The 18205-nt window shown below is 72.5% G+C and carries 19 protein-coding genes; 2 read left to right on the forward strand and 17 right to left on the reverse strand.

The genetic code is table 11. The annotated features are described in order from the left end of the window. Positions 1-84: 84 nt before the first annotated feature. The 14 genes from AB0958_RS14920 to AB0958_RS14985 form a co-directional block, all read right to left on the reverse strand. Positions 85-1317, reverse strand: coding sequence for a cytochrome P450 (locus AB0958_RS14920; protein ID WP_366890818.1), 1233 nt, complete (start codon positions 1315-1317; stop codon positions 85-87). Next, on the reverse strand, positions 1314-2540 hold the full coding sequence (locus AB0958_RS14925; RefSeq protein WP_366890819.1) for a cytochrome P450: 1227 nt from the start codon (positions 2538-2540) through the stop codon (positions 1314-1316). Before AB0958_RS14925 ends, AB0958_RS14920 begins: the two co-directional genes overlap by 4 nt. Further along, a complete protein-coding gene (locus tag AB0958_RS14930) occupies positions 2537-3160 on the reverse strand; it encodes an ATP/GTP-binding protein (RefSeq protein WP_366890820.1) in 624 nt (207 codons plus the stop codon). Before AB0958_RS14930 ends, AB0958_RS14925 begins: the two co-directional genes overlap by 4 nt. Further along, the gene (locus AB0958_RS14935; RefSeq protein WP_360519058.1) at positions 3132-3494 is read right to left on the reverse strand and encodes a DUF742 domain-containing protein; all 363 of its coding nucleotides are present in this window, start codon (positions 3492-3494) and stop codon (positions 3132-3134) included. The genes AB0958_RS14930 and AB0958_RS14935 overlap by 29 nt, the downstream gene beginning before the upstream one ends. Further along, positions 3491-3913 carry a roadblock/LC7 domain-containing protein gene (locus AB0958_RS14940; RefSeq protein WP_358981612.1) on the reverse strand — a complete coding sequence of 141 codons (423 nt, stop codon included), beginning with the start codon at positions 3911-3913 and terminating at the stop codon, positions 3491-3493. Before AB0958_RS14940 ends, AB0958_RS14935 begins: the two co-directional genes overlap by 4 nt. Beyond that, positions 3910-5613 carry an ATP-binding protein gene (locus tag AB0958_RS14945; RefSeq protein ID WP_366890821.1) on the reverse strand — a complete coding sequence of 568 codons (1704 nt, stop codon included), beginning with the start codon at positions 5611-5613 and terminating at the stop codon, positions 3910-3912. The genes AB0958_RS14940 and AB0958_RS14945 overlap by 4 nt, the downstream gene beginning before the upstream one ends. Positions 5614-5831: 218 nt before the next feature. After that, entirely contained in the window at positions 5832-7082 is a 1251-nt protein-coding gene (locus tag AB0958_RS14950; RefSeq protein ID WP_366890822.1) for a serine hydrolase domain-containing protein, read from the reverse strand. Positions 7083-7183: 101 nt separating this feature from the next. After that, on the reverse strand, positions 7184-7651 hold the full coding sequence (locus AB0958_RS14955; RefSeq protein WP_366890823.1) for a hypothetical protein: 468 nt from the start codon (positions 7649-7651) through the stop codon (positions 7184-7186). A 181-nt stretch (positions 7652-7832) separates the two neighbouring features. Beyond that, positions 7833-8927, reverse strand: a complete 1095-nt coding sequence (locus AB0958_RS14960) for a PP2C family protein-serine/threonine phosphatase (protein WP_366890824.1) — start codon at positions 8925-8927, stop codon at positions 7833-7835. A 62-nt stretch (positions 8928-8989) separates the two neighbouring features. Next, complete coding sequence (locus tag AB0958_RS14965; protein WP_366890825.1) at positions 8990-9877, reverse strand: Gfo/Idh/MocA family oxidoreductase; 888 nt, start codon at positions 9875-9877, stop codon at positions 8990-8992. Between the two features lie 47 nt (positions 9878-9924). Further along, positions 9925-10908 (reverse strand): ATP-grasp ribosomal peptide maturase, encoded by a 984-nt coding sequence (gene tgmB, locus AB0958_RS14970; RefSeq protein ID WP_366890826.1) that lies wholly within the window; start codon positions 10906-10908, stop codon positions 9925-9927. Between the two features lie 15 nt (positions 10909-10923). Then, entirely contained in the window at positions 10924-11115 is a 192-nt protein-coding gene (gene tgmA, locus AB0958_RS14975; protein WP_089102565.1) for a putative ATP-grasp-modified RiPP, read from the reverse strand. Between the two features lie 165 nt (positions 11116-11280). Further along, a complete protein-coding gene (locus tag AB0958_RS14980) occupies positions 11281-12147 on the reverse strand; it encodes a fructosamine kinase family protein (RefSeq protein ID WP_366890827.1) in 867 nt (288 codons plus the stop codon). A gap of 66 nt (positions 12148-12213) precedes the next feature. Then, complete coding sequence (locus AB0958_RS14985; protein WP_366890828.1) at positions 12214-12681, reverse strand: hypothetical protein; 468 nt, start codon at positions 12679-12681, stop codon at positions 12214-12216. Between the two features lie 322 nt (positions 12682-13003). Here AB0958_RS14985 and AB0958_RS14990 point away from each other — a divergent pair, with 322 nt between their 5' ends. Beyond that, on the forward strand, positions 13004-13420 hold the full coding sequence (locus AB0958_RS14990; RefSeq protein ID WP_366890829.1) for a hypothetical protein: 417 nt from the start codon (positions 13004-13006) through the stop codon (positions 13418-13420). A 110-nt stretch (positions 13421-13530) separates the two neighbouring features. Next, the gene (locus AB0958_RS14995; RefSeq protein ID WP_366890830.1) at positions 13531-14217 is read left to right on the forward strand and encodes a class F sortase; all 687 of its coding nucleotides are present in this window, start codon (positions 13531-13533) and stop codon (positions 14215-14217) included. A gap of 26 nt (positions 14218-14243) precedes the next feature. On the opposite strand, the gene AB0958_RS15000 is transcribed toward AB0958_RS14995, so the two are convergent. Genes AB0958_RS15000 through AB0958_RS15010 form a run of 3 tightly spaced genes read right to left on the reverse strand, consistent with a single transcriptional unit; the run spans position 14244 to position 18093 of the window. Continuing rightward, complete coding sequence (locus tag AB0958_RS15000) at positions 14244-15251, reverse strand: LacI family DNA-binding transcriptional regulator (RefSeq protein ID WP_366890831.1); 1008 nt, start codon at positions 15249-15251, stop codon at positions 14244-14246. A gap of 2 nt (positions 15252-15253) precedes the next feature. Further along, complete coding sequence (locus tag AB0958_RS15005; RefSeq protein WP_366890832.1) at positions 15254-16555, reverse strand: glycoside hydrolase family 27 protein; 1302 nt, start codon at positions 16553-16555, stop codon at positions 15254-15256. A gap of 17 nt (positions 16556-16572) precedes the next feature. Then, positions 16573-18093: an alpha-L-arabinofuranosidase C-terminal domain-containing protein gene (locus AB0958_RS15010; RefSeq protein WP_366890833.1), complete on the reverse strand. Its 1521-nt coding sequence runs from the start codon at positions 18091-18093 to the stop codon at positions 16573-16575. Between the last annotated feature and the right edge of the window lie 112 nt (positions 18094-18205).

Consider the following 18205-nt stretch of genomic DNA (forward strand, 5'->3'; position numbering starts at 1 on the left):
CGGCCGGATCCGCACGTAAGTTCACCTTGCGCGGGGGCCCGACCGGCACGGGGGTCCGGTCGCCGCCCCCGCCACCTGCGGCTTTCACACCCCCAGCCGGACCGGGACCTCCTGCCAGCCGAAGGCGATGAACGACGGCACCTGCCGCAGCTCCTGCTCGCCCACCGCCAGCCGCAGGCCCGGAAAGCGGTCGAACAGGGCGGGCAGCGCGGCCAGCGCCTCCGCCCTGGCCAGCGGCGCGCCGATGCAGCGGTGCACCCCGATCCCGAAGGACAGATGGTCGTCGGCGCCCCGCGCGGCGTCGAACACGGCGGCGTCCGGCCCGTAGTGCGCCGGGTCGAGACCCGCCGCCGCGTACGTCGTGACGATCGCGTCCCCGGCCGCGATGGTCACGTCGCCCACCGTCAGGTCGCTCACCGCGAACCGCAGCGGCAACGAGGCGATCGAGGGATGCACCCGCAGCGTCTCGTCGATCACCGCGTCCCAGCCGATCGTCCTGGAGCGCACCGCGGCCAGCTGCACGGGCCGGGTCAGCAGCGCCACGACCGCGTTGCCGATCAGGTTGACCGTGGTCTCGAACCCGGCGCCGATCACCAGCAGCAGGGTGTAGAGCAGCTCTTCGTCGCCGAGCCGGTCGCCGTCCTCGTCGCGGACCCGGATCAGCTCCGTGGTCATGTCGTCGCCCGGGTGCTCCACCTTGTACGCGATCAAGCCACCGAGGACCGTGCCGATCCGCTCCTGCACGGACGCGGCGTGCTCCGGGCTCGGGTCGGAGGTGTCCATGATGGCCGCGATCAGCTCAGCGGCGTCGTCCCGCATCTCGTCCGGGACGCCGAAGAGTTCGCAGATCATCCGCATGGGCAGCGGATGGGCCAGAGCGGCGCGCAGGTCCACCACCGAGCCGTCGGCGCCGGCCTTGGCCACGGCGTCCAGCAGCTCCCCGGTGATCGCCGTGACCCGCGGCAGCATCGCCTCGGTGCGGCGGTGCGTGAAGCTCGGTGCCACCAGCTTGCGCAGCCGCGTGTGGTCCGGGCCGTAGGTGGACAGCATGTTGATCACGCCGACCCAGCCCAGGATCCAGCCCCAGGAGGGGTGTTCGGAGATCTCCGGCCACAGTCGCCAGTGCTTGCGCGGGTCCTTGCTGACCCGAGGGTCGAGTATGAGCTCCTTGAGCACGTCGTAGCCGGTGGGAGCCCAGGCGGGGATGCCGCCCGGCAGCTCGACCGGCACGACGGGGCCGAGGGCACGTAACCGCGCGCTCTCGGCCGGGATGTCGGAGCCGAACGGGTCGAGGGCGATGCGGTCGGTGACGGTCACGGCGTCTCTCCAGGCTGGTCGGGGGAGCGGGGGCTGAACCGGACGGGCAGGGACGTCAGCGAGCGGTGGAACGGGCCGGGCCGCCAGCTGAGCCGCTCGCGGGGCAGCACGGGTTCGAGGTCGGGCAGCCACAGGGTGAGCCGCTCGATCGCCTCGGTCGCGATGAGCAGCGCGTGGTGCCGGACCGGGCAGGCGTGCGGGCCCGCGCCCCACGACAGGTGCGAGGCGTCCCCGGCCCGCCGCCCACCGGGGACCTCCCGCTCGGCGAACAGCCCCACGGCACCGAAGGAGACCACCACCGGGACCGCCGGCCTGATCCACGCCCCGTGGAAGGAGACCGCCCGACGGGCGTAGTAGATGCCGTAGTTGGCCAGCGGGGTCTCGTGGTGCAGCACCTCGACCACCGCGTCCATGACCGGGCGGGCGCCGCTGGTCAGCGTGGAGTAGTAGAGCGGGTTGCCGAGGATCCGGGAGAGCGCGTTGGAGACCAGGTTCGTGGTCGGCTCGTACCCGGCGCCCAGGGTGAGGAACACCTGCCAGGAGACCTCCTCCGGGGTCAGTCCGGCGGGATGGTCCAGGAGCATGCTCGGCAGGTCCTCGCCGCGCTCGGCGACCTTGGCGGCGACCAGCCGCAGCACGTACTCGGCGTACTCCGCCTCGCCCTCGGCCGCCCGCGCACCACCCTCCATCATCTTCAGAACGCCCTCGTTGAGCCGGTCGCCCTGGCTGTCCGGCAGCCCGAACAGGTTGTTGAACACCAGTGCCATCAGCGGGCGGGTGAAGTCGGCGACGAGGTCTGCCTCGCCGCGGGGCGCGAAACGGTCCACCAGCAGCCGTACCGCGCGGTGCACCAGCGACCGCAGGTCGTGCGGTTCGATCAGGTCGAACACGTCGAGGAGGGTGGTCCGGTAGCGGATGTGCGCGTCGGCGTCCGAGAACAGCGCGTTGGGCCGCCAGCGCATCATGCCGAGCAGCGGGGAGTCCTCGGGGACGGTCCCCTCCCAGGCCCGCGGGTCGTGCGAGAAGGTCTCGACGTCCCGCAGCACGTCCAGGGCGGCGCGCCGCTCGGTGACGACGTACGCCGGGGTACCCGGCGCGAGTTCCGCCCAGCCGACCGGGCCCTGGGCGCGCAGGGCCGCGTAGTAGCCGTGCGGGTTGCGGGCGAAGCCGTCCTCCCACAGGCACACCGGAGCGGACACGGTGAAGGACTGCTGCACGGTCATCGGGCCTCCGCCGGCCGGTCGTCGATCAGATGCTGTACGAGGGCGAGCAGCGCGTCGACCGAGGAGTGCGCGTCCCGGGCGTCGCAGGTCACCAGCGGGGTACCGGGCTCCAGGTCCAGCGCGGCACGCAGTTGTTCGCCCGTGTGGTGGTCCGGGGCGTCGGGAAACGCGTTGAAGGCGACCGCGTAGGGCAGTCCCGCCTCCTCGACCAGGCCCAGCACGTCGAACGAGGCGTCGATCCGGCGGCCGTCCACCAGGACCAGCGCGCCCAGCGCCCCGTAGGAGACGTCCTGCCAGAGCGTCCGGAACCGGTCCTGCCCCGGCGTCCCGAACAGGTACAGCACGACCCCGCCGGGCAGGCTGATCCGCCCGAAGTCGATGGCGACGGTCGTGGTCTCCTTCTCCCGCACCCCGTCGAGGTCGTCGACGTGCGCCGAGGCCTCGGTGAGGTGCTCCTCGGTGTGCAGCGGGCGGATCTCCGACACCGAGTCGATGAGGGTCGTCTTGCCCACCCCGAACGGCCCGGTGACCAGGATTTTCACCAGATCGCGGGCGGAGTCGGGGAGATGGGTGCCGCCCGTGCGGGGCAGCTCACCGGTGCTTGAGGGCGCGGAGGCCATCGGCCACTCTCTTCAGCAGGTCGGGGTCGAACCGTTCGGCGGGCGGGATCGGCGCGCGGGCCCGCACCAGGTCCCGGTCGACGAGGTCGGCGGCCAGCACCCGGACGGCGGAGAACGGCAGCCGCAGCAGCGCCGCCGCCTCCACCACCGTCAGCGCACCGCCGGACAGCAGTTCCAGCAGCGCCTGTTCGGCGGCCGGCAGCCCGGCGGGCAGGGGCGAACCGTCGCGGGTGAGCACCGTCAGCCGTTCCAGATGCGGACGGCTGGGCCGGGCCACCCCGCCGGTGGACAGATACGCGGGGACCAGGGGGCGGCCGCCGCGGCGGCCGGTCATGCCGGCGCGCCGCCGTCGGAGCCTCTGGGCGCGGCCGCCATCGCCTTCTCACCCAGCCGGGCCACCTGCGAGTGCACGCGGTGCGCCAGCAGGTCCAGACGCACCTCCGGGTCGCCGTAGGCGGCCACACAGGTGCCGTGGTCGGTCGGCACGATCAGCACGTAGCCGTGGTCCGACTCGATGACCACCTGGCGTACCTCGGCCCGGTCCCGGTCCGCGAACGCGGCGGCCGCGGCCCGGCAGGCGCCCTGCACGGTACTGGTGATCGCGGCGACCCGCTCGGCGCTCGCCCGGGACAGACCGTCGGTGTGACCGGTCGCGAGACCGTCCCGGGTGAGCAGAACGGCGGCCAGTACGTGCGGTACCTGCAGGACGGGGTCCAGCACCCATGCCGTGTCGCCCGTGTCGCGGCTGGTCATCTGTCCGCTCCTCCTTCGTCGTCGGTCCGGTGGGGATCGGGCGGGGTGGCCCGCTCGGGTCCGCGTGCCGCCGCGGTGCCGTACTGCAGGGCCGCGAGCGCGGCGGCGGCCTCCTCGGGGCGGCGCGCGGCCGGCTGCGACGCGGGTGCGCCGGGTGCGGCGGCAGGGGTACGACGGCGCCGCCGCGGCAGTCCGCCCAGGTCACCCGGTTCCTGGTGGCCGGGGGCGGGAGCGGTGGCGCGACCGTGTTCGGGGCCGGCCCCGGCGGGCCCGGGTGCCGGAGCCGTGGCGGGAGCACGGGACGCGTGCGCCCCGTCGGCCACCGCCGCACGCCCGCCCGGCGTGCGGACGCCACCCTCACGCCCGGCTGCACCGCGCACGGGGGTCTCGCGCCAGGGCGCGCCGGCCACGGGTGTCCCGCGCCCAGCCGGCCCGCCCACGGCCACCGCAGGCACAGCCGCCTCACGGGCGACCGTCTCGCGCCCGGGTGTCCCGGGTCCGGCTGTCTCGCGCCCGGCTGTCCCGGGTGCCGGTGCTTCGTGCCCCGGTGTCTCCGGTCCAGGCGCTTCCCGCACGGGCTCTTCGGGCACGGGCGTTTCGCGTGCGCCGGTGTCGCGGGGCGGATGCTCGCGCGTCGAGCGTGGCGCGCTGGCCGACGGCGGACGTTCGCCGGGGTCGATCCGGCAGAGCAGATGGCTGTCCACCCGCAGCACCGCGCGCACCCCGCCGTAGGGGGAGGGGGAGGTGACGTCGACGTGCAGGTCGAACTGGCGGGTGAGCTGGCCCACCGCGGCCAGGCCCATGCGCGGCGGATCCCCGAGGTCGGTCAGCAGAATCGGGTCGCTGCCCGCGACCAGCCGCTGCGCGCGGGCCCGTTCGTCCTGCGTCATGCCGAGGCCCGCGTCGTCGACGGTGACGCACACCCCGTGGTGGACGTGTTCCAGGTTGACCAGGACCTCGGTGTCCGGCGCCGAGTGGCGCAGCGCGTTGTCGAGGAGTTCGGCGACGATGATGGCGACCGGCTCCACCGCGTGCGACACCAGGGCGGTGCCGGGTTCCAGGTGGTTGTGCACCCTGACCCGCCGGTACCCCGCGAGCCGGGCCTGGCCGCCGGTGACGGCGTCCACCACGTGGGACTCCTCGCGCGCCAGGCCCACCCAGGCCCCGCACACCACGGCAGCCACCTGTGCCCGCCGCAGCGACTGCTCGTTCTCATGGTCGAGCGCGAACAGCGTCTGCGCCAGCTCGGGATCGTCGTAGCGCTGTTGCAGACTCCGCAGGGCGTCCTGGAGACGGTACAGGGCGGCCTGGATCTCCCGGGTCGCACCGCGCAGTCCGGCCTGGGCGGCGGCGTCGATCCGGGCCCGCTGCGCGGTCAGCTCCTCGCGCAGTGCGGTGAGCACGTACTCCAGGGCGATCCCGGTGGGGGTCCCCGGCGTGTGCTGCCGGGCGGGCCCCGGCACCTTGAGGTGCGGATGGGCCAGCTGGGCCGCGGCGGCGGGCATCCGGCGGGCGGCGAGATGCTCGATCTCGGTGATGAACGCGCCCTCGGCGCCTTCCAGCCGGGCGTGCGACTCCGCGACCTCGGCCCGCAGCGCGGCGTTCTGGCGCCGGGAGCGCCACAGACTGCCGCCGAGGACGAGCGCGCAAAGCGTTCCGGCGGCGAGACCACCGGCCACCAGTTCCGGTAATTGGATCATGGAGTCGGATTCCAGGGGGTAGGGCAGCAGTGGGCAGGGGGGAGCCCTGGGGCCCCTCCCATGTGGCGCTCGCAGCACAGTACACACCGTCATTGACCGGCCTCGCACGGTGAATCGACACATCACTTCGAATCCGGCCGCCGACTGTTCGCTTCTGTGTCAAGTGTCGGAAATGCCGTACGTGGACGACGAGTTGGCCTCTGGAGAGGCCCGGGTCCTCACCGGGTGGCCGAGGCCGGCGCGGGCAGGTCGTAGACGTGGGCCGGCGAGATGATCCGGGTGATCGCCTTGCCGAACAGGGTGCTGGGCTCGATGTCGCCGTGGTAGCCGATGTCGGTGTTCAGCAGTACGGCCACCGTGGTGCGCGCCGACGGCAGGTACACCGTCAGTGCCTCGTAACCCGGCAGTGAGCCGTTGTGCCCGATCCAGCCCTGTACGTCGAAGATGCCGAGGCCGTACCCGGCGCCCGTGATCCCGGTCGGGGGAGTGGCGAGCCGCTGCTTCTGGGTGGCGGGGCCGACCATGGTGCTGCCGTCGGGGAAGACCCCGGTGGCCGCCGTACGGGCCCAGATGCGCAGATCGGCCAGGTCCGAGATCATCGCGCCTGCCGCCCAGCCCCAGGAGGGGTTCCAGTCGGCGGTCTCGGCCACCTTCCCGTTCGCTGTCTGGTCGGTGTAGCCCTGGGCGTGCGGGGTGGGGAACGCGTTCCCGGTCGGGAACACCGTCCGGTTCATGCCGGCGGGGGCGAGGACGTGCTGCCGGAGGTACGCGCCGAGTCGCTGTCCGCTCTCCTTCTCGACGAGCAGGCCGAGCAGGATCAGGTTGGTGTTGGAGTAGGAGAACTTCGCCCCTGGCTGGAACAGCACCGGATGCCTGAAGGAGTAGGCGAGCAACTGCCGCGGGGTGAAAGCCCGTTGCGGATCCGAGGTGAGCGCCTTGAAGAAGTCGTCGTCCTCGGAGTAGTTGAACAGTCCGCTGCGCATGCCCGCCAGGTCCCGCACGGTGATCCGGTCGCCGTTCGGCACGCCGCCGAGGTACTTTCCGATGGGGTCGTCCAGGCCGACCTTGCCCTGGTCGACCAGTTGCAGCACCGCCGTGACGGTGAACATCTTGGTCTCGCTGCCGATCCTCATGGAGAGGCCGGGCGACATCCGCTGCCCGGTCTCCTTGTTCGCGACCCCGAACGCGCGAACGTAGTCGCGCTGCCCGGGCGTCCAGACGCCGACGATCACGCCGGGCACATGCGCCTCGCGCATGACCCGCTGTACGGCCGCGTCGAGCCGGCGGGCCACGGCCGGAGTCATGGCCCGCACGTCAGGACTCCCGGAGGGCGACGGCGTGGACGCGGACGAACGCGCGGCGGACAGGGCCGGTACGGCGGGGGGTGCGGTGGCGAGCGGCGTCGTCAGTGCCCCCAGTACGACGGCGATCGCGGCGCAGGCGCGCAGCCTGGCGGGTGAGCAGGACATGGGCGACTCCCGGCACGTGGGGTGACCGTGCGGTGGGGTCGGACGTCGGAACCCTGGGTTCACAGGATACGAGGGTCTGTCCGAGGCCGCTCGCCGGCCCGCTACTCGTGGCTGACCGGCCGCAGCACCGCGAGCGTGGCGTTGGCCTCGCGCAACGCCAGTTCGAGCATGCCCGGCGAGTGCAGCGTGCCGGCCCCGTCGGGCGGCACCAGCCACTCCAGGCTGCGCCCGGCCCGGTACGGCGGCGGGGCGGCCACCCATGACCCCTTGGTCGCGTACCGCAGTCCGGCGCCGATCCAACCGCCGGCCGGATCGGGCGGCACGAAGAAGCCGACCCGGTGCGCCGCGCTGTCCACCAGGGTCGGCCCCGGCACCGGCAGCGACGGCCGCCACAGCAGGTCCAGTGCGAGCAGGCCGAGCTGGCCCGGCACGCTCAGCAGGTCCCAGAAGCGGCCCGCCTCCAGCAGCGAGACGCCCTCCCCGTGGTCCCACTCCCACTTGCACGTCCGGGGGTCCGCCGCGGCCGCCGCGAGCCATTCCACGCCCTGCATCCACATCGCGTTCGTCATCCACTGCTCCGGCACTCAAGACATCCGTCCGCCAACCCGGCACATGCATGCTGGTAGATATTTCTAAGTGGCGGAAGGGGTGGCGAACCCTGGCGTTTTGGGGTGTTTGTTCGAACAGGGAGCGTCTGTTCGGTTGTCGACGCGGCGGCAGGGTCACCGATGTCGACGGGCGCGCTGCATCTCAGCCGACGAAGGGCGTCAGGACGAGCATGGTGGCGTCGTCACGGACCTCGCAGCCCCGGGCCAGATCGGTCCACACCGCCTCGGTGAGCTCGGCGTCCGTGCCGGTGAACCCGGCCAGCCGCGACGGGAGCGGATAGAAGCGCCCGGCCCGGTCGCGGGCCTCCCAGACCCCGTCCGAGGCGATGAAGAGGCGGTCGCCGCGGCCCAGCTCGACCGTGATCTCCTTCGGCGGGTCCACCCCCGCCAGGTCCAGCCCCAGCGGAGCCGCCGACGAGACGGCGAGTTCCCGGGCCCGGCCGTCCCGCAGCAGCACCGGTGCCGGGTGACCGCAGGCGACGATCCGGACCGACCGCAGATCGGCCGAGAACTCCAGCAGCAGGGCGGTGGCGAACAGCTCGGCGTCGGGCACGCCGTCCGAGTCCACCAGCAGCCGGCGGTTCATCCGGGCCGCGACCGCCTCCAGGTCGGGCTGGTCGAGCACCGCCTCCCGGAACGCGCCGAGCAGCCCCACCACGGTCGCGACGGCGGCCAGCCCGTGCCCCCGTACGTCTCCCATCACCGCCCGCACCCCGTACGGCCCGTCGCGCACGTCGAAGAAGTCCCCGCCGACCAGCGTGCCGTGCTGCGCGGCCCGGTACAGCCCCGCGCACCCCACCGCCCCGACCCGCTCCGGCAACGGCGGCAGCACGGCCCGCTGCACCGCCTCCCCCACCGCCCGCTCGGTGAGCAGCTGGGCGTCACGGTGACTGCGCACGTAGGAGACGAACACGCTCAGTACCGCCACGAACGTGACCGTGAGCAGGTCGGTGTCGCCGGGCTGGTTGAGGTGGGTGGCGGGCACGTTGAGCAACATCACCACCAGGGAGCTGAGCACGGCCGTCGCCAGTGGCCCGTACGAGAGGACGGCCAGCGGCGGGATGGCTCCCAGGAGGAAACCGAAGTCGTGGCCGTCCGGGCTGATCAGTGTCGCCACGGTCACCGCCACGAGCAGGGCGAGAGGCAGCACCCGCACCCAGCGCGGCGGCGGCGCTCCCTGCAACCAGCCACGACCGTCCTGGTAGCCACGCGGCGACCAGCCGCGCACCCATGTCACATGCCCACGCTACGCCCGTGCCCCTGCCCGGTCCCACCGGCACCGGGCAAAACACGCGGCGGTCAGTCGACGTCCCTGCCCAGCACGGTCTCCGCCTCCGCGAGGATCTCGGTGACCCGCAGGCCGAACACGGCGTCGCACGGGTGCGCGCGTCCGGTACGGGCGGCGCCGAGCAGGGCGTCGGCGGCCCTGGTCAGGGCGGGTACCGCGCCTTCCGCACTCCTGGGCATCAGCGTCACCCCTGGCTCGCCCCGCAGTTCCACGTCCGCACCGGCCGCCGCCGGGGGCGCGGTGAGGCTCAGCGTCACCGTGCTGGAGGCCCCGGTGGCATGGTCGAGGACGAGGTGGACGGTGTCCGCGGGTCCGTGCACGGCGGCCGCCACCCGCCGTACGTCGCCCAGCACCGGCAGCAGCACGGACAGGGCGTGCGGGCCCACGTCCCACAGCGCCCCCTTCTCCTTGCGCCACGGAGAGTCGGCGAACGGGCTCTCGCCGGTGAACAGCGAGCCGAGCCACTGCGCCCTGGCCGTGAACCAGCCGGCCGCGGCGGCCTGTTCGCCGATCCACCGCTCCGGCTCCTGCTGGAACCGGGTGGTGAAGAAGACCACCGAGGCGACCCGGGCCCGCTCGGCCGCCTCCACCACCGCCCGCGCCTCGGCGACCCGGATCGCGAGGGGCTTGTCCAGCAGCAGATGGCGGCCGGCCCGCGCGGCCCGCACCGCCAGTTCCGCCTGCACGGCCGGCGGCAGCGCCACGGCCACCGCGTCGACGTCGGCGAACAGCGCGTCCACGTCGTCGTACGCCCGGACGCCGTACTGCCGCGCCAGCTCCCCCGCGGCCTGCGGGCGGCGGCCCCACACTCCGGCGAAGTCCAGCGAGCCGTGTCCCGCCAGCGCGGGGGCGTAGGCCGCCCGCGCCCAGGGCCCGGTCCCCAGCAGTCCGATGCGCATCTCGCGTTCCTTTCTCCGTGCTCTGCTCCACACCGTCGCCCGGCCCGTCAGGGGGCCGTGCGACGCCCGCCGCCGACATAGGTCCGGCGCCGCCCGGCGCCGTCCGCCAGCCACCCGGCGATGCTCTCGGCGATGGGCTGCCCGGTGTCCATCTCGACGAACCCGAACTGGCCCGACTGGTTGCACTCCAGGAACCACCAGATGCCGTCGGCGTCCTCGGCGAAGTCGAAGGCACCGTAGGCCAGCCCGGCGTCCTTCATATACGTGTGAACGGCCTCGGCGACTCGCAGGGGCACCTCCGCTTCCTGCCAGGGAGAGACGGACGGGGCGAACCGGACGTCCACGTCGTCGGGGTGGGCGTCCGGGTGCACCGGCTTGCGGGCGGCCAGCAGCCGCTCGCCGACCACCGTGAGCCGGATGTCGGCCCGCTTGGCGACCCGCCGCTGGAGCAGCGTCGGCCCGAACGCCACGGCCGAGAAGTCGGTGTCCGGCGCCACCCTGCTGGTCGGCACCGCCCGCGGCGGCTCCTGCGGGTGCGCCCCTGACACCGGCTTCACCACCAGGTCCGGGAACCGCGCCGCGAACTCCCGGGCCGCCTGCGGGAACGTCGTGATCAGCGTGGCGGGCACGGCGAGTCCGCTGCGCTGGGCCAGTCGCAGCTGCCAGGGCTTGTGGCGCGCCTGGCGGGCCGCGTCCGGATGGTTCATCCAGCGCGCCCCGGTTCCGCGCAGCATGCCGTACAGCGCCTGCGCGGACTCCTCGGACAGCCAGGCCGACGGCTGGGCGGCCCGGGAGGCCGCCACCCCCGGCCTGCGCACCCAGATGGAGCGCAGGCCGTCCACACTCACCAGGCGCCCGTTCACGGACAGGTGTCCGCGGCTGACGCCCTGTACATACTCGCCCGACAGGGCCACCCCGCTGGTGAGGTCGGCGGGGTCGAGGCGGACGACGGGCACGGATGCCTCGTGCAGCCGGAGGACCACCATGTCCGCCGTCACGTCCTCGTCACTGGTCAGGATGAGCACGGTCATCGTCGGGTTCCGCGCTCAGTCGTCGAAGTGCGTCTTGGAACCCGCTGTGGACGTCGTGGTCCCCAGGGCTCTGAGCGTTGCGTGATCGGTGGCTGCGATCCGGCCATCGTGGAGAACGTTCAACTGCAGTCCGGAGTCATACGCGTACGGAGTGGTGACGTCCAACTGCACAGCGGGGCGTGCGTAGTTGAGCGCGAACGGTTGCATGGTCTCTCCCTGTTTCGTTCTTCCATGCACTTATACGATTCGAACGCGTGGTTGGTTTCCTTACTCTGCGTAATCTCAGCCCCAATTAAGAGGTTGTTAAGGAAACAGCGCCCGATCGTCGCCACAAGTGGCCGATTTCACATGCCGGTCCGACGCGTGACAGGGTCAAATGCCTGCGATTCTCCGGGATGTCGCGAGGGCCTGTTCGGCGTAGCTCCGCCCGAAGAGGGCGGCATGCACCAACAGCGGGAACAACTGGTGCAGTCCGATGCGCTCGGTCCAGCCGTCGGCCGACGGCGCGGTCTCCTGGTACGCGGCCAGGATCCGGTCCAGATGCGGGCAGCCGAAGAGCCGGAGCATCGCCAGGTCGGTCTCGCGGTGACCGCCGTGCGCGGCCGGATCGATCACCCGGACCGTGCCGTCGGCGCCCCACAGCACGTTGCCGTTCCACAGGTCGCCGTGCAGCCGGGCGGGCGGCTCGGCCGGCCCGGCGAGCTCCGGCAGTCGTTCGCAGACCCGTTCGACCACCAGGGCCTCCCGAGGGTGCAGGGCCCCGCGGTCGACCGCCTCGCGGAGGTAGGGCAGCAGCCGGTGCTCGGCGTACCAGTGCGGCCAGTCGGCGCCGGGTTCGTTGCGCATCGGGGCGAGGCCGATCCAGGCCTCGCGCGGGCCGTGCGGCGGTGCCGCCCCGAAGGCCGGGGCTCCGCAGGCGTGCAGGGCGGCCAGTGCGCGGCCGAATCGGGTGGCCGCCTCGGCGCTCGGGGGGCCGGTGGTGACCAGTTCGGTCACCAGCCACCGCTCGTCGTGCCCGAGCACCTCCGGCACCTGGACCGCCCGGGCCGCGGCCAGCCAGCGCAGCCCGGCCGCCTCGGCCCGTACCGCACCGGATCGTTCGCCGCGTTTGACCATGGCGGCAGTGCCGTCCGCCAGTTTCACCTCGGTCAGGCTGCCGGACCGTGCCCGCCGGACCGAGACCGGCCGCCCGGTGAGCCGGGCGGCCGCCGCGTCCGGACCTTCGTCGCCGTCGACCACGGCCACCAGCGTACGGGCCGCACCCGGCCGGGACTCCGAGGCGCCCCGGTCGGGGCGCCGTGGGTGTCAGGAGCCCCAGGTGCCCTGGTCGACGGCGCAGCTCCAACCTGTGCCGTGCAGGGTGAACTTCACCTTGTAGGTGTGGGTGTCCAGCAGGTGGGACTGCACCCGCACCCCGAGGCTGGTCCTCTTCTTCAGGGTCGCCGTGGACACCGACACCGTCGTCGACGTCCGACGGGTGACCTTGCCGCCCGTGGGTGCGGCCGTGCCGAAGCGGATGTTCTTGACGTCCGTCACGGTGAACGTCACCTTCGTGAAGTCCTTGCCGGCGCTCTTGTTCTTGACGGCGAAGTAGAGGCCGCCGTTGGTCACCCAGTTGCTCGAGTTCGCGTAGAAGCGGCTCGGATAGACGATGTCGACCGGGCAGCCGGTGCTCTGCGGCGCCCCGGTCCGCGCGGACGCGCCCGCGGCGAGGCCGAGTTGGGCGGCGGTGACGACGCCGACGGTGGTCAGGACTCCGACGGATGTGCGCATGCGGCTCATTACGGTGATAACCCCCCCTGTGGTACTCATCGGAACTTAGCGAAGAGTCCCATGTTTCTCAGCCCAAAGCAGTCGCTTATCCCTCGTCAGGGTGTAATACGGCGACACGCCGACGGCGGGCCCGTGTCCGCCCGAACGGCGGTGCGCCCCGCCGCGGGATTGAGCCGGCCGGGCGGTGTTGGGCGTGTCGGCGCCACGGATGGGCGGCCCGGATGGTGCGCGGCCGGGAGCTGGCTGACGGTGGTTCATGTCGGAGCCGGGTCGTTTCAGCTGATGGAGTATCGGCGCCCGGCCACGGCGGAAGGACATAGAGATGCGTTCTGCCCGCATGATCCTCGCGACGACGGCCGCCACCGCGGCCCTGGCGTTCGCCGCTCCCACCGCGCACGCCGCGGGTTCGGGGGACCGCGACGACGGGGGCCGTGACGACAGCTCCTACAGCAGCAGCGACAGCAAGTTCGACCCCGAGACCTACAAGGGCAAGGGCGACGACGAGCAGGGCGGCAAGGGAGACAAGGGAGATAAGGGAGACAAGGGGGACCGGGGAAAGAACGAGGGCGGCTCGTGGGGTGACGACGAGGAGAGCGACCGTCCGCACGGCGGCATGCACACCGGTGGCGGCGCCCTCGCCACGCCCGGTGTCACGGCCGGCGGGCTGGCCGTCCTCGGCGTAGCGGCCTCGGGCGCCTACGCGCTGCGGCGCAGGAGAGTCGCCGGGCCCGTGTCCTGATGGGCATAGGAATACGGGGCCGCGGCCGCCGCCGGCGCTCGACACGCCGACGGCACCGCGGGTCCCGTCTCCCGCCCCTCCCGCTGCCGTGCCCCAGAAAGGTGACCCCGATGGCAGCTGGCCCTTCCTCTCCGAACCCCGACGCCCCTGACGCCGGCGACCCGGCCGCCGCGGCCGACACCCGGCGCGGCGGGCTGCTGCCCGTGTGGGGTGTCGCCCTGGTGCTGCTGGCCGTGGCACTGATCGGCGGACACGACAAGGCCTCCGACGACGCCGGCGGCGGGACCCCGGCCGGGCGCACCGGCGCCGCCCCCTCGGCCGATCCGCAGCGGACCCGTGAGGCGCTGCCCCGGTCCGTACCCACCCGCCTGCTCATTCCGAAGATCTCCGTCGACGCCCCCTTCACCGCTCTCACCATCAGCCCCTCGGGCCAGCTCGAACCGCCGCCCGCCGACAACACCAACCTCGTCGGCTGGTACTCCAAGGGTGCCGCGCCCGGTGAGGCGGGCACCGCGATCATCGCGGGCCATGTCGACACCAAGGTGTCGGCGGCCGTCTTCGTCAGACTGGACGAACTGGAGCGCGGCGACCGCTTCACGGTGGACCGGGCCGACGGCACGACGGCTCAGTTCGTGGTCGACGACGCCGAGACCTTCCCGAAGGACGACTTCCCCAGTGACCGCGTCTACGCGGACACCAGCCGCCCCGAGGCCCGGCTGATCACCTGCGCCGGCGACTACGACCACGACGTCAAGGACTACACGGAGAACCTGGTCGTCTTCGCCCACCTCGTCTGAGTTCGAACGCGTGACGAAGGCGCGGCTCAGCCGCCCGTCGACTCCCGCACCACCAGGCGGAAGGGACTGACGTACTCCTCCCGTTCCGGCCCCGGGCCGGCCCGGTCGATCCGTGCGGCCAGCAGGGCGACCGCGCGTTCGGCCATCAGGTCGTGGTCGGGGTCGACGGTCGACAGCGAGGGGACGAGGTACGCGCTCTCGTCGACGTTGTCGAAGCCGATCACCCTGACCTGTTCCGGCACCCGGACCCCGGTGTCGGCGAGCGCGCGCAGGACGCCCATGGCCACCGTGTCCGTCACACAGAACACCCCGTCGAAGTCGAGGCCGCCCGTCACCTTCTCGCGCATGCGGCGGGCCGCTTCCTGCATGGTGAGCGACGCGACCGTCACGACGAGGTCCGGGTCCGTCGCCAGTCCCGCGGCGGACAGCGCCCGCAGGTACCCGGCGTGGCGCAGGCTCGACATGTCGACCTCGCCGCCGAGCCGTCCGCACACCAGGGCGACCCGTCGGCAGCCCCGTTCGAGCAGATGCCGGGTCGCCGCTTCCGCGGCCGCCTCGTTCGGCATGGCGACGTGGTCGACGGGACCGCCGAAGACGCGCTCGCCGAGGATCACCACCGGATGGTCTGCCTCCAGCGCCTCGAGATCGGACCGGTCCATCCCGGCCGTGCTGAGGATGAGTCCGTCGTAGAGCCGGTTGCGGGACAGGGACAGGGCCGCCAGTTCGCTCTCCCGGCGGGCCCCGGTCTGTTCGATGCTCACCCGCAGACCGTGCCGGCCGGCCGCCGTGATGAGGGAGGCGGCCAGTCGGCCGTAGTACGGGCGGTTGATCTCGGGGACGGCCAGGCCGATGGTCCCGGTGCGGCCCTTGCGCAGGTTGCGGGCGGCGACGTTGACCCGGTAGTCGAGCCGGGTCATCGCCTCCAGGACGCGCTCCCGGGTGGCCGGGCGGACGTTGGGGTGGCCGTTGATCACGTTGGAGACGGTCATCGCCGAGACTCCGGCCGCCTTCGCCACGTCCTGGATCGTCGCCACGCTCACTCCCGCCTGCCGTCCTCGGCAAGACGATAGAGGGCGGCTCCGTGCGCGGGCAGCTCGGCGACCAGGTACCGGCCGTCGTGAGCGGTGTCGGTACGGGTCCACAGCTCGCGGACCCGGTCACGGGGCCCGGCTGCGACCGATCCCAGCGGCACCTCGAAGCGGCGTGCCTCGTCGGCCAGCGAGAACACCGCCGCGTACCGGGTGTGTCCGTCGGTGTCCCGGGCGGTCCAGAGCACCAGATCCCCCTCCCGGAGCACCTCCCGGTTGCCGGTGCTGTGCCACAGGACGTCGAGCGCCTCGTCGTTGGTGAGCAGCTCGATCGTCTCGGGCGGGCTGGTGGGCAGGTCGCCGCCCATCATCAGCGGAGAGCGGGAGATCAGCCAGAGGGTGAGCAGGCTGACCTGCTCGGGGCGGGTGAGGCGGGACAGGCGGTCCGTGCCCCGCTCGGCGCGGATGCCGATGTGCCCGAGCGGCAGCATGTCCGCGTCCGCCCAGCCGCCCTCCCGCTGCCAGGGCGCCCAGCGCGCCATGCGCGCGAACTGCGCCTCGACGTCCTCCCAGCGGTCCCACAGGTCGTCGCACACCCGCCACATCGTGGCGTGCTCCCGCAGGTGGTCCAGCCGCGCCACGGACAGGTCCGTGCCGGGGGAGAGGCTCAGTTCGATGGGCCGTCCGCTGCGTTCGACGGCCCGTGCGTAGGCGGCGATCTCCCGTTCGTGGTAGGGGAAGAGCATGTCGTCGGCCTTGACGAAGTCGACGCCCCACTCGGCGAACTGGGCGACCTGGGAGTCGTAGTAGGCCTGGGCGCCGGGGTGGTCGTGGTTCAGGCCGTGGTTGTCGGAGTTCCAGGGGCACACCGAGTCGGTGTCGGCCACGTCGGCGGCGGTGAACTCCGTGCCGAGCACCGGGAGTTTCGCCTCGACCGCCCGACGGGGGACGCCCCGCATGATGTGCAGTCCGAACCGCAGCCCCATGGCGTGCACCCGTGCGGCCAGCGGCCCGAACCCGGCGCCGCCCACCGCGGAGGGGAACCTGTTCGGCGCGGGCAGCTGGCGGCCGTACTCGTCCAGCACGAGCGGCGCGTCCGGGTTGTAGCCGTGGGCGCGGGCGGTGGGCTCGTACCACTGGATGTCCACGACCACGGTGTCCCAGCCGTGCGGGAGCAGGTGGTCACGCATGAACTCGGCGTTGGCGAGGACCTCGTCCTCGGTGACGGTGGTGCCGTAGCAGTCCCAGCTGTTCCAGCCCATGGGCGGACGCAGCCGACGGGCGGGCAGCGGACGTGCTGGTCGGGTCATGTGCGCGCTCCTGCGGGTCAGTGCTGGGTCAGGGCAGCCTGGACGGTGACGAACGAGTGGGGCGGGAGGGTGAGCCGGAGACCGCCGGCGGCGTCGGAGAGTCCGTCGAACTCCCTGGGGGCCACCGTCGTCGCCCCGGGTGTGTTGTGTGCCTGGAGCCTGTCCGCGGTGAGGATGCGGGCGGTCGGGCCGGCGAGGGTGCCGCCGCGCAGGTCGAGGAGGAGGTCGGCGGGCTCGTCGGCGTCGAGGTTGCTCACCGAGATCAGGACCTTGCCGTCCTTGACGCTGGCGGAGGCGGACAGGGTGTCCAGTTCCGCGTCCCCGACCCGGCGCCGGGCACCCTCGGCGCGGACGTGCACCGGGAGCGACGTGGCGTCCTGGTGGCCCTTGTTCATCTCGAAGACGTGGTAGGTCGGGGTCCGGACCAGGCGGTCGCCGTCGGTGAGGATCATGGCCTGGAGGACGTTGACGGTCTGGGCGATGTTGGCCATGTGCAGGCGGGCGGCGTGCTTGTGGAAGATGTCGAAGTGGGTGCTCGCCACCAGCGCGTCCCGCAGGGTGTTCTGCTGGAACAGGAACCCCGGGTCGGTGCCCGGCTCGACGTCCCACCAGGTGCCCCACTCGTCCAGGACCAGGCCGACCGTGCGGTGCGGGTCGTAGACGTCCATGACCGTGGAGTGGCCGGTGAGGATGCGGTCGATCCGGCGGGCCGACACCATGGTGCGGTAGTAGTCGTCGGTGTCGAAGCCGGTCGCGCTGCCCTTGGCCTCCCAGGGGCCCGCGAGGGTGTAGTAGTGCACGGACAGGCCCTGGAAGAAGGTCTTCGGGGTGGCCTCGCAGCCGAAGCAGCTGATCTGCTGCATCAGGGTCTCGGTCCACTTGTAGTCGGCGTCGGAGGCGCCCGAGGCGATGCGGTAGAGCTTGTTGTCGCCGTGGTCGCGGCAGTAGGTGGCGTACTGCCGGGCCAGGTCGGCGGAGTACTCGGCGCGCATGTTGCCGCCGCAGCCCCAGGTCTCGTTGCCGATGCCCCAGTACGTCACCCGCCAGGGTTCCTCGCGGCCGTTCTCCTTGCGCAGCCGCACCATCGGGCTGTCGCCGTCCCGGGTCAGGTACTCCACCCACTCGCTCATCTCGCGGACCGTGCCGGAGCCCACGTTGCCGCTGATGTACGGCTCGGCGCCCAGGAGTTCGCACAGGGCCATGAACTCGTGGGTGCCGAAGTGGTTGTTCTCCTCGACGTTGCCCCAGTGCGTGTTGACCATCCGGGGCCGCCGCTCGCGCGGGCCGATGCCGTCCTGCCAGTGGTACTCGTCGGCGAAACAGCCCCCGGGCCAGCGCAGGTTGGGGATGTCCAGGGCGCGCAGGGCCTCGACGACGTCCAGCCGGATGCCTCCTTCGTTGGGGACGGGGGAGTCCTCGCCGACCCAGAAACCGCCGTAGACGCAGCGACCGAGGTGCTCCGCGAAGTGGCCGTAGAGATGGCGGCTGATCGTCGGACCTTCGATGTCGAGGTTGATGATCGCGGTGGCTGTGGACACGGGCACTCCTGACCGACTGAGATGTTCGATATGACGAACGGCGTCCGCTGAACCGGTTGTATCGATAAAAAGTTGCCATCGAGCGGTGGGAGCGTCAAGAGTGCGGACGGCC

Source organism: Streptomyces sp. NPDC006655 (assembly GCF_040703965.1).
In the GTDB taxonomy this organism is placed as follows: Bacteria; Actinomycetota; Actinomycetes; order Streptomycetales; family Streptomycetaceae; genus Streptomyces.

Bases quoted from the DNA above. Each gene is read 5' to 3' on its own strand.
- tgmB (WP_366890826.1), bottom strand. From the start codon at position 10,908: ATGACCGTGCTCATCCTGACCAGTGACGAGGACGTGACGGCGGACATG.
- AB0958_RS14965 (WP_366890825.1), bottom strand. From the start codon at position 9,877: ATGCGCATCGGACTGCTGGGGACCGGGCCCTGGGCGCGGGCGGCCTAC.
- tgmA (WP_089102565.1), bottom strand. From the start codon at position 11,115: ATGCAACCGTTCGCGCTCAACTACGCACGCCCCGCTGTGCAGTTGGAC.
- AB0958_RS14935 (WP_360519058.1), bottom strand. From the start codon at position 3,494: ATGACCGGCCGCCGCGGCGGCCGCCCCCTGGTCCCCGCGTATCTGTCC.
- AB0958_RS14940 (WP_358981612.1), bottom strand. From the start codon at position 3,913: ATGACCAGCCGCGACACGGGCGACACGGCATGGGTGCTGGACCCCGTC.
- AB0958_RS14945 (WP_366890821.1), bottom strand. From the start codon at position 5,613: ATGATCCAATTACCGGAACTGGTGGCCGGTGGTCTCGCCGCCGGAACG.
- AB0958_RS14995 (WP_366890830.1), top strand. From the start codon at position 13,531: ATGGCAGCTGGCCCTTCCTCTCCGAACCCCGACGCCCCTGACGCCGGC.
- AB0958_RS14955 (WP_366890823.1), bottom strand. From the start codon at position 7,651: ATGACGAACGCGATGTGGATGCAGGGCGTGGAATGGCTCGCGGCGGCC.
- AB0958_RS14930 (WP_366890820.1), bottom strand. From the start codon at position 3,160: ATGGCCTCCGCGCCCTCAAGCACCGGTGAGCTGCCCCGCACGGGCGGC.
- AB0958_RS14950 (WP_366890822.1), bottom strand. From the start codon at position 7,082: ATGTCCTGCTCACCCGCCAGGCTGCGCGCCTGCGCCGCGATCGCCGTC.
- AB0958_RS14985 (WP_366890828.1), bottom strand. From the start codon at position 12,681: ATGCGCACATCCGTCGGAGTCCTGACCACCGTCGGCGTCGTCACCGCC.
- AB0958_RS14990 (WP_366890829.1), top strand. From the start codon at position 13,004: ATGCGTTCTGCCCGCATGATCCTCGCGACGACGGCCGCCACCGCGGCC.
- AB0958_RS14925 (WP_366890819.1), bottom strand. From the start codon at position 2,540: ATGACCGTGCAGCAGTCCTTCACCGTGTCCGCTCCGGTGTGCCTGTGG.
- AB0958_RS15005 (WP_366890832.1), bottom strand. From the start codon at position 16,555: ATGACCCGACCAGCACGTCCGCTGCCCGCCCGTCGGCTGCGTCCGCCC.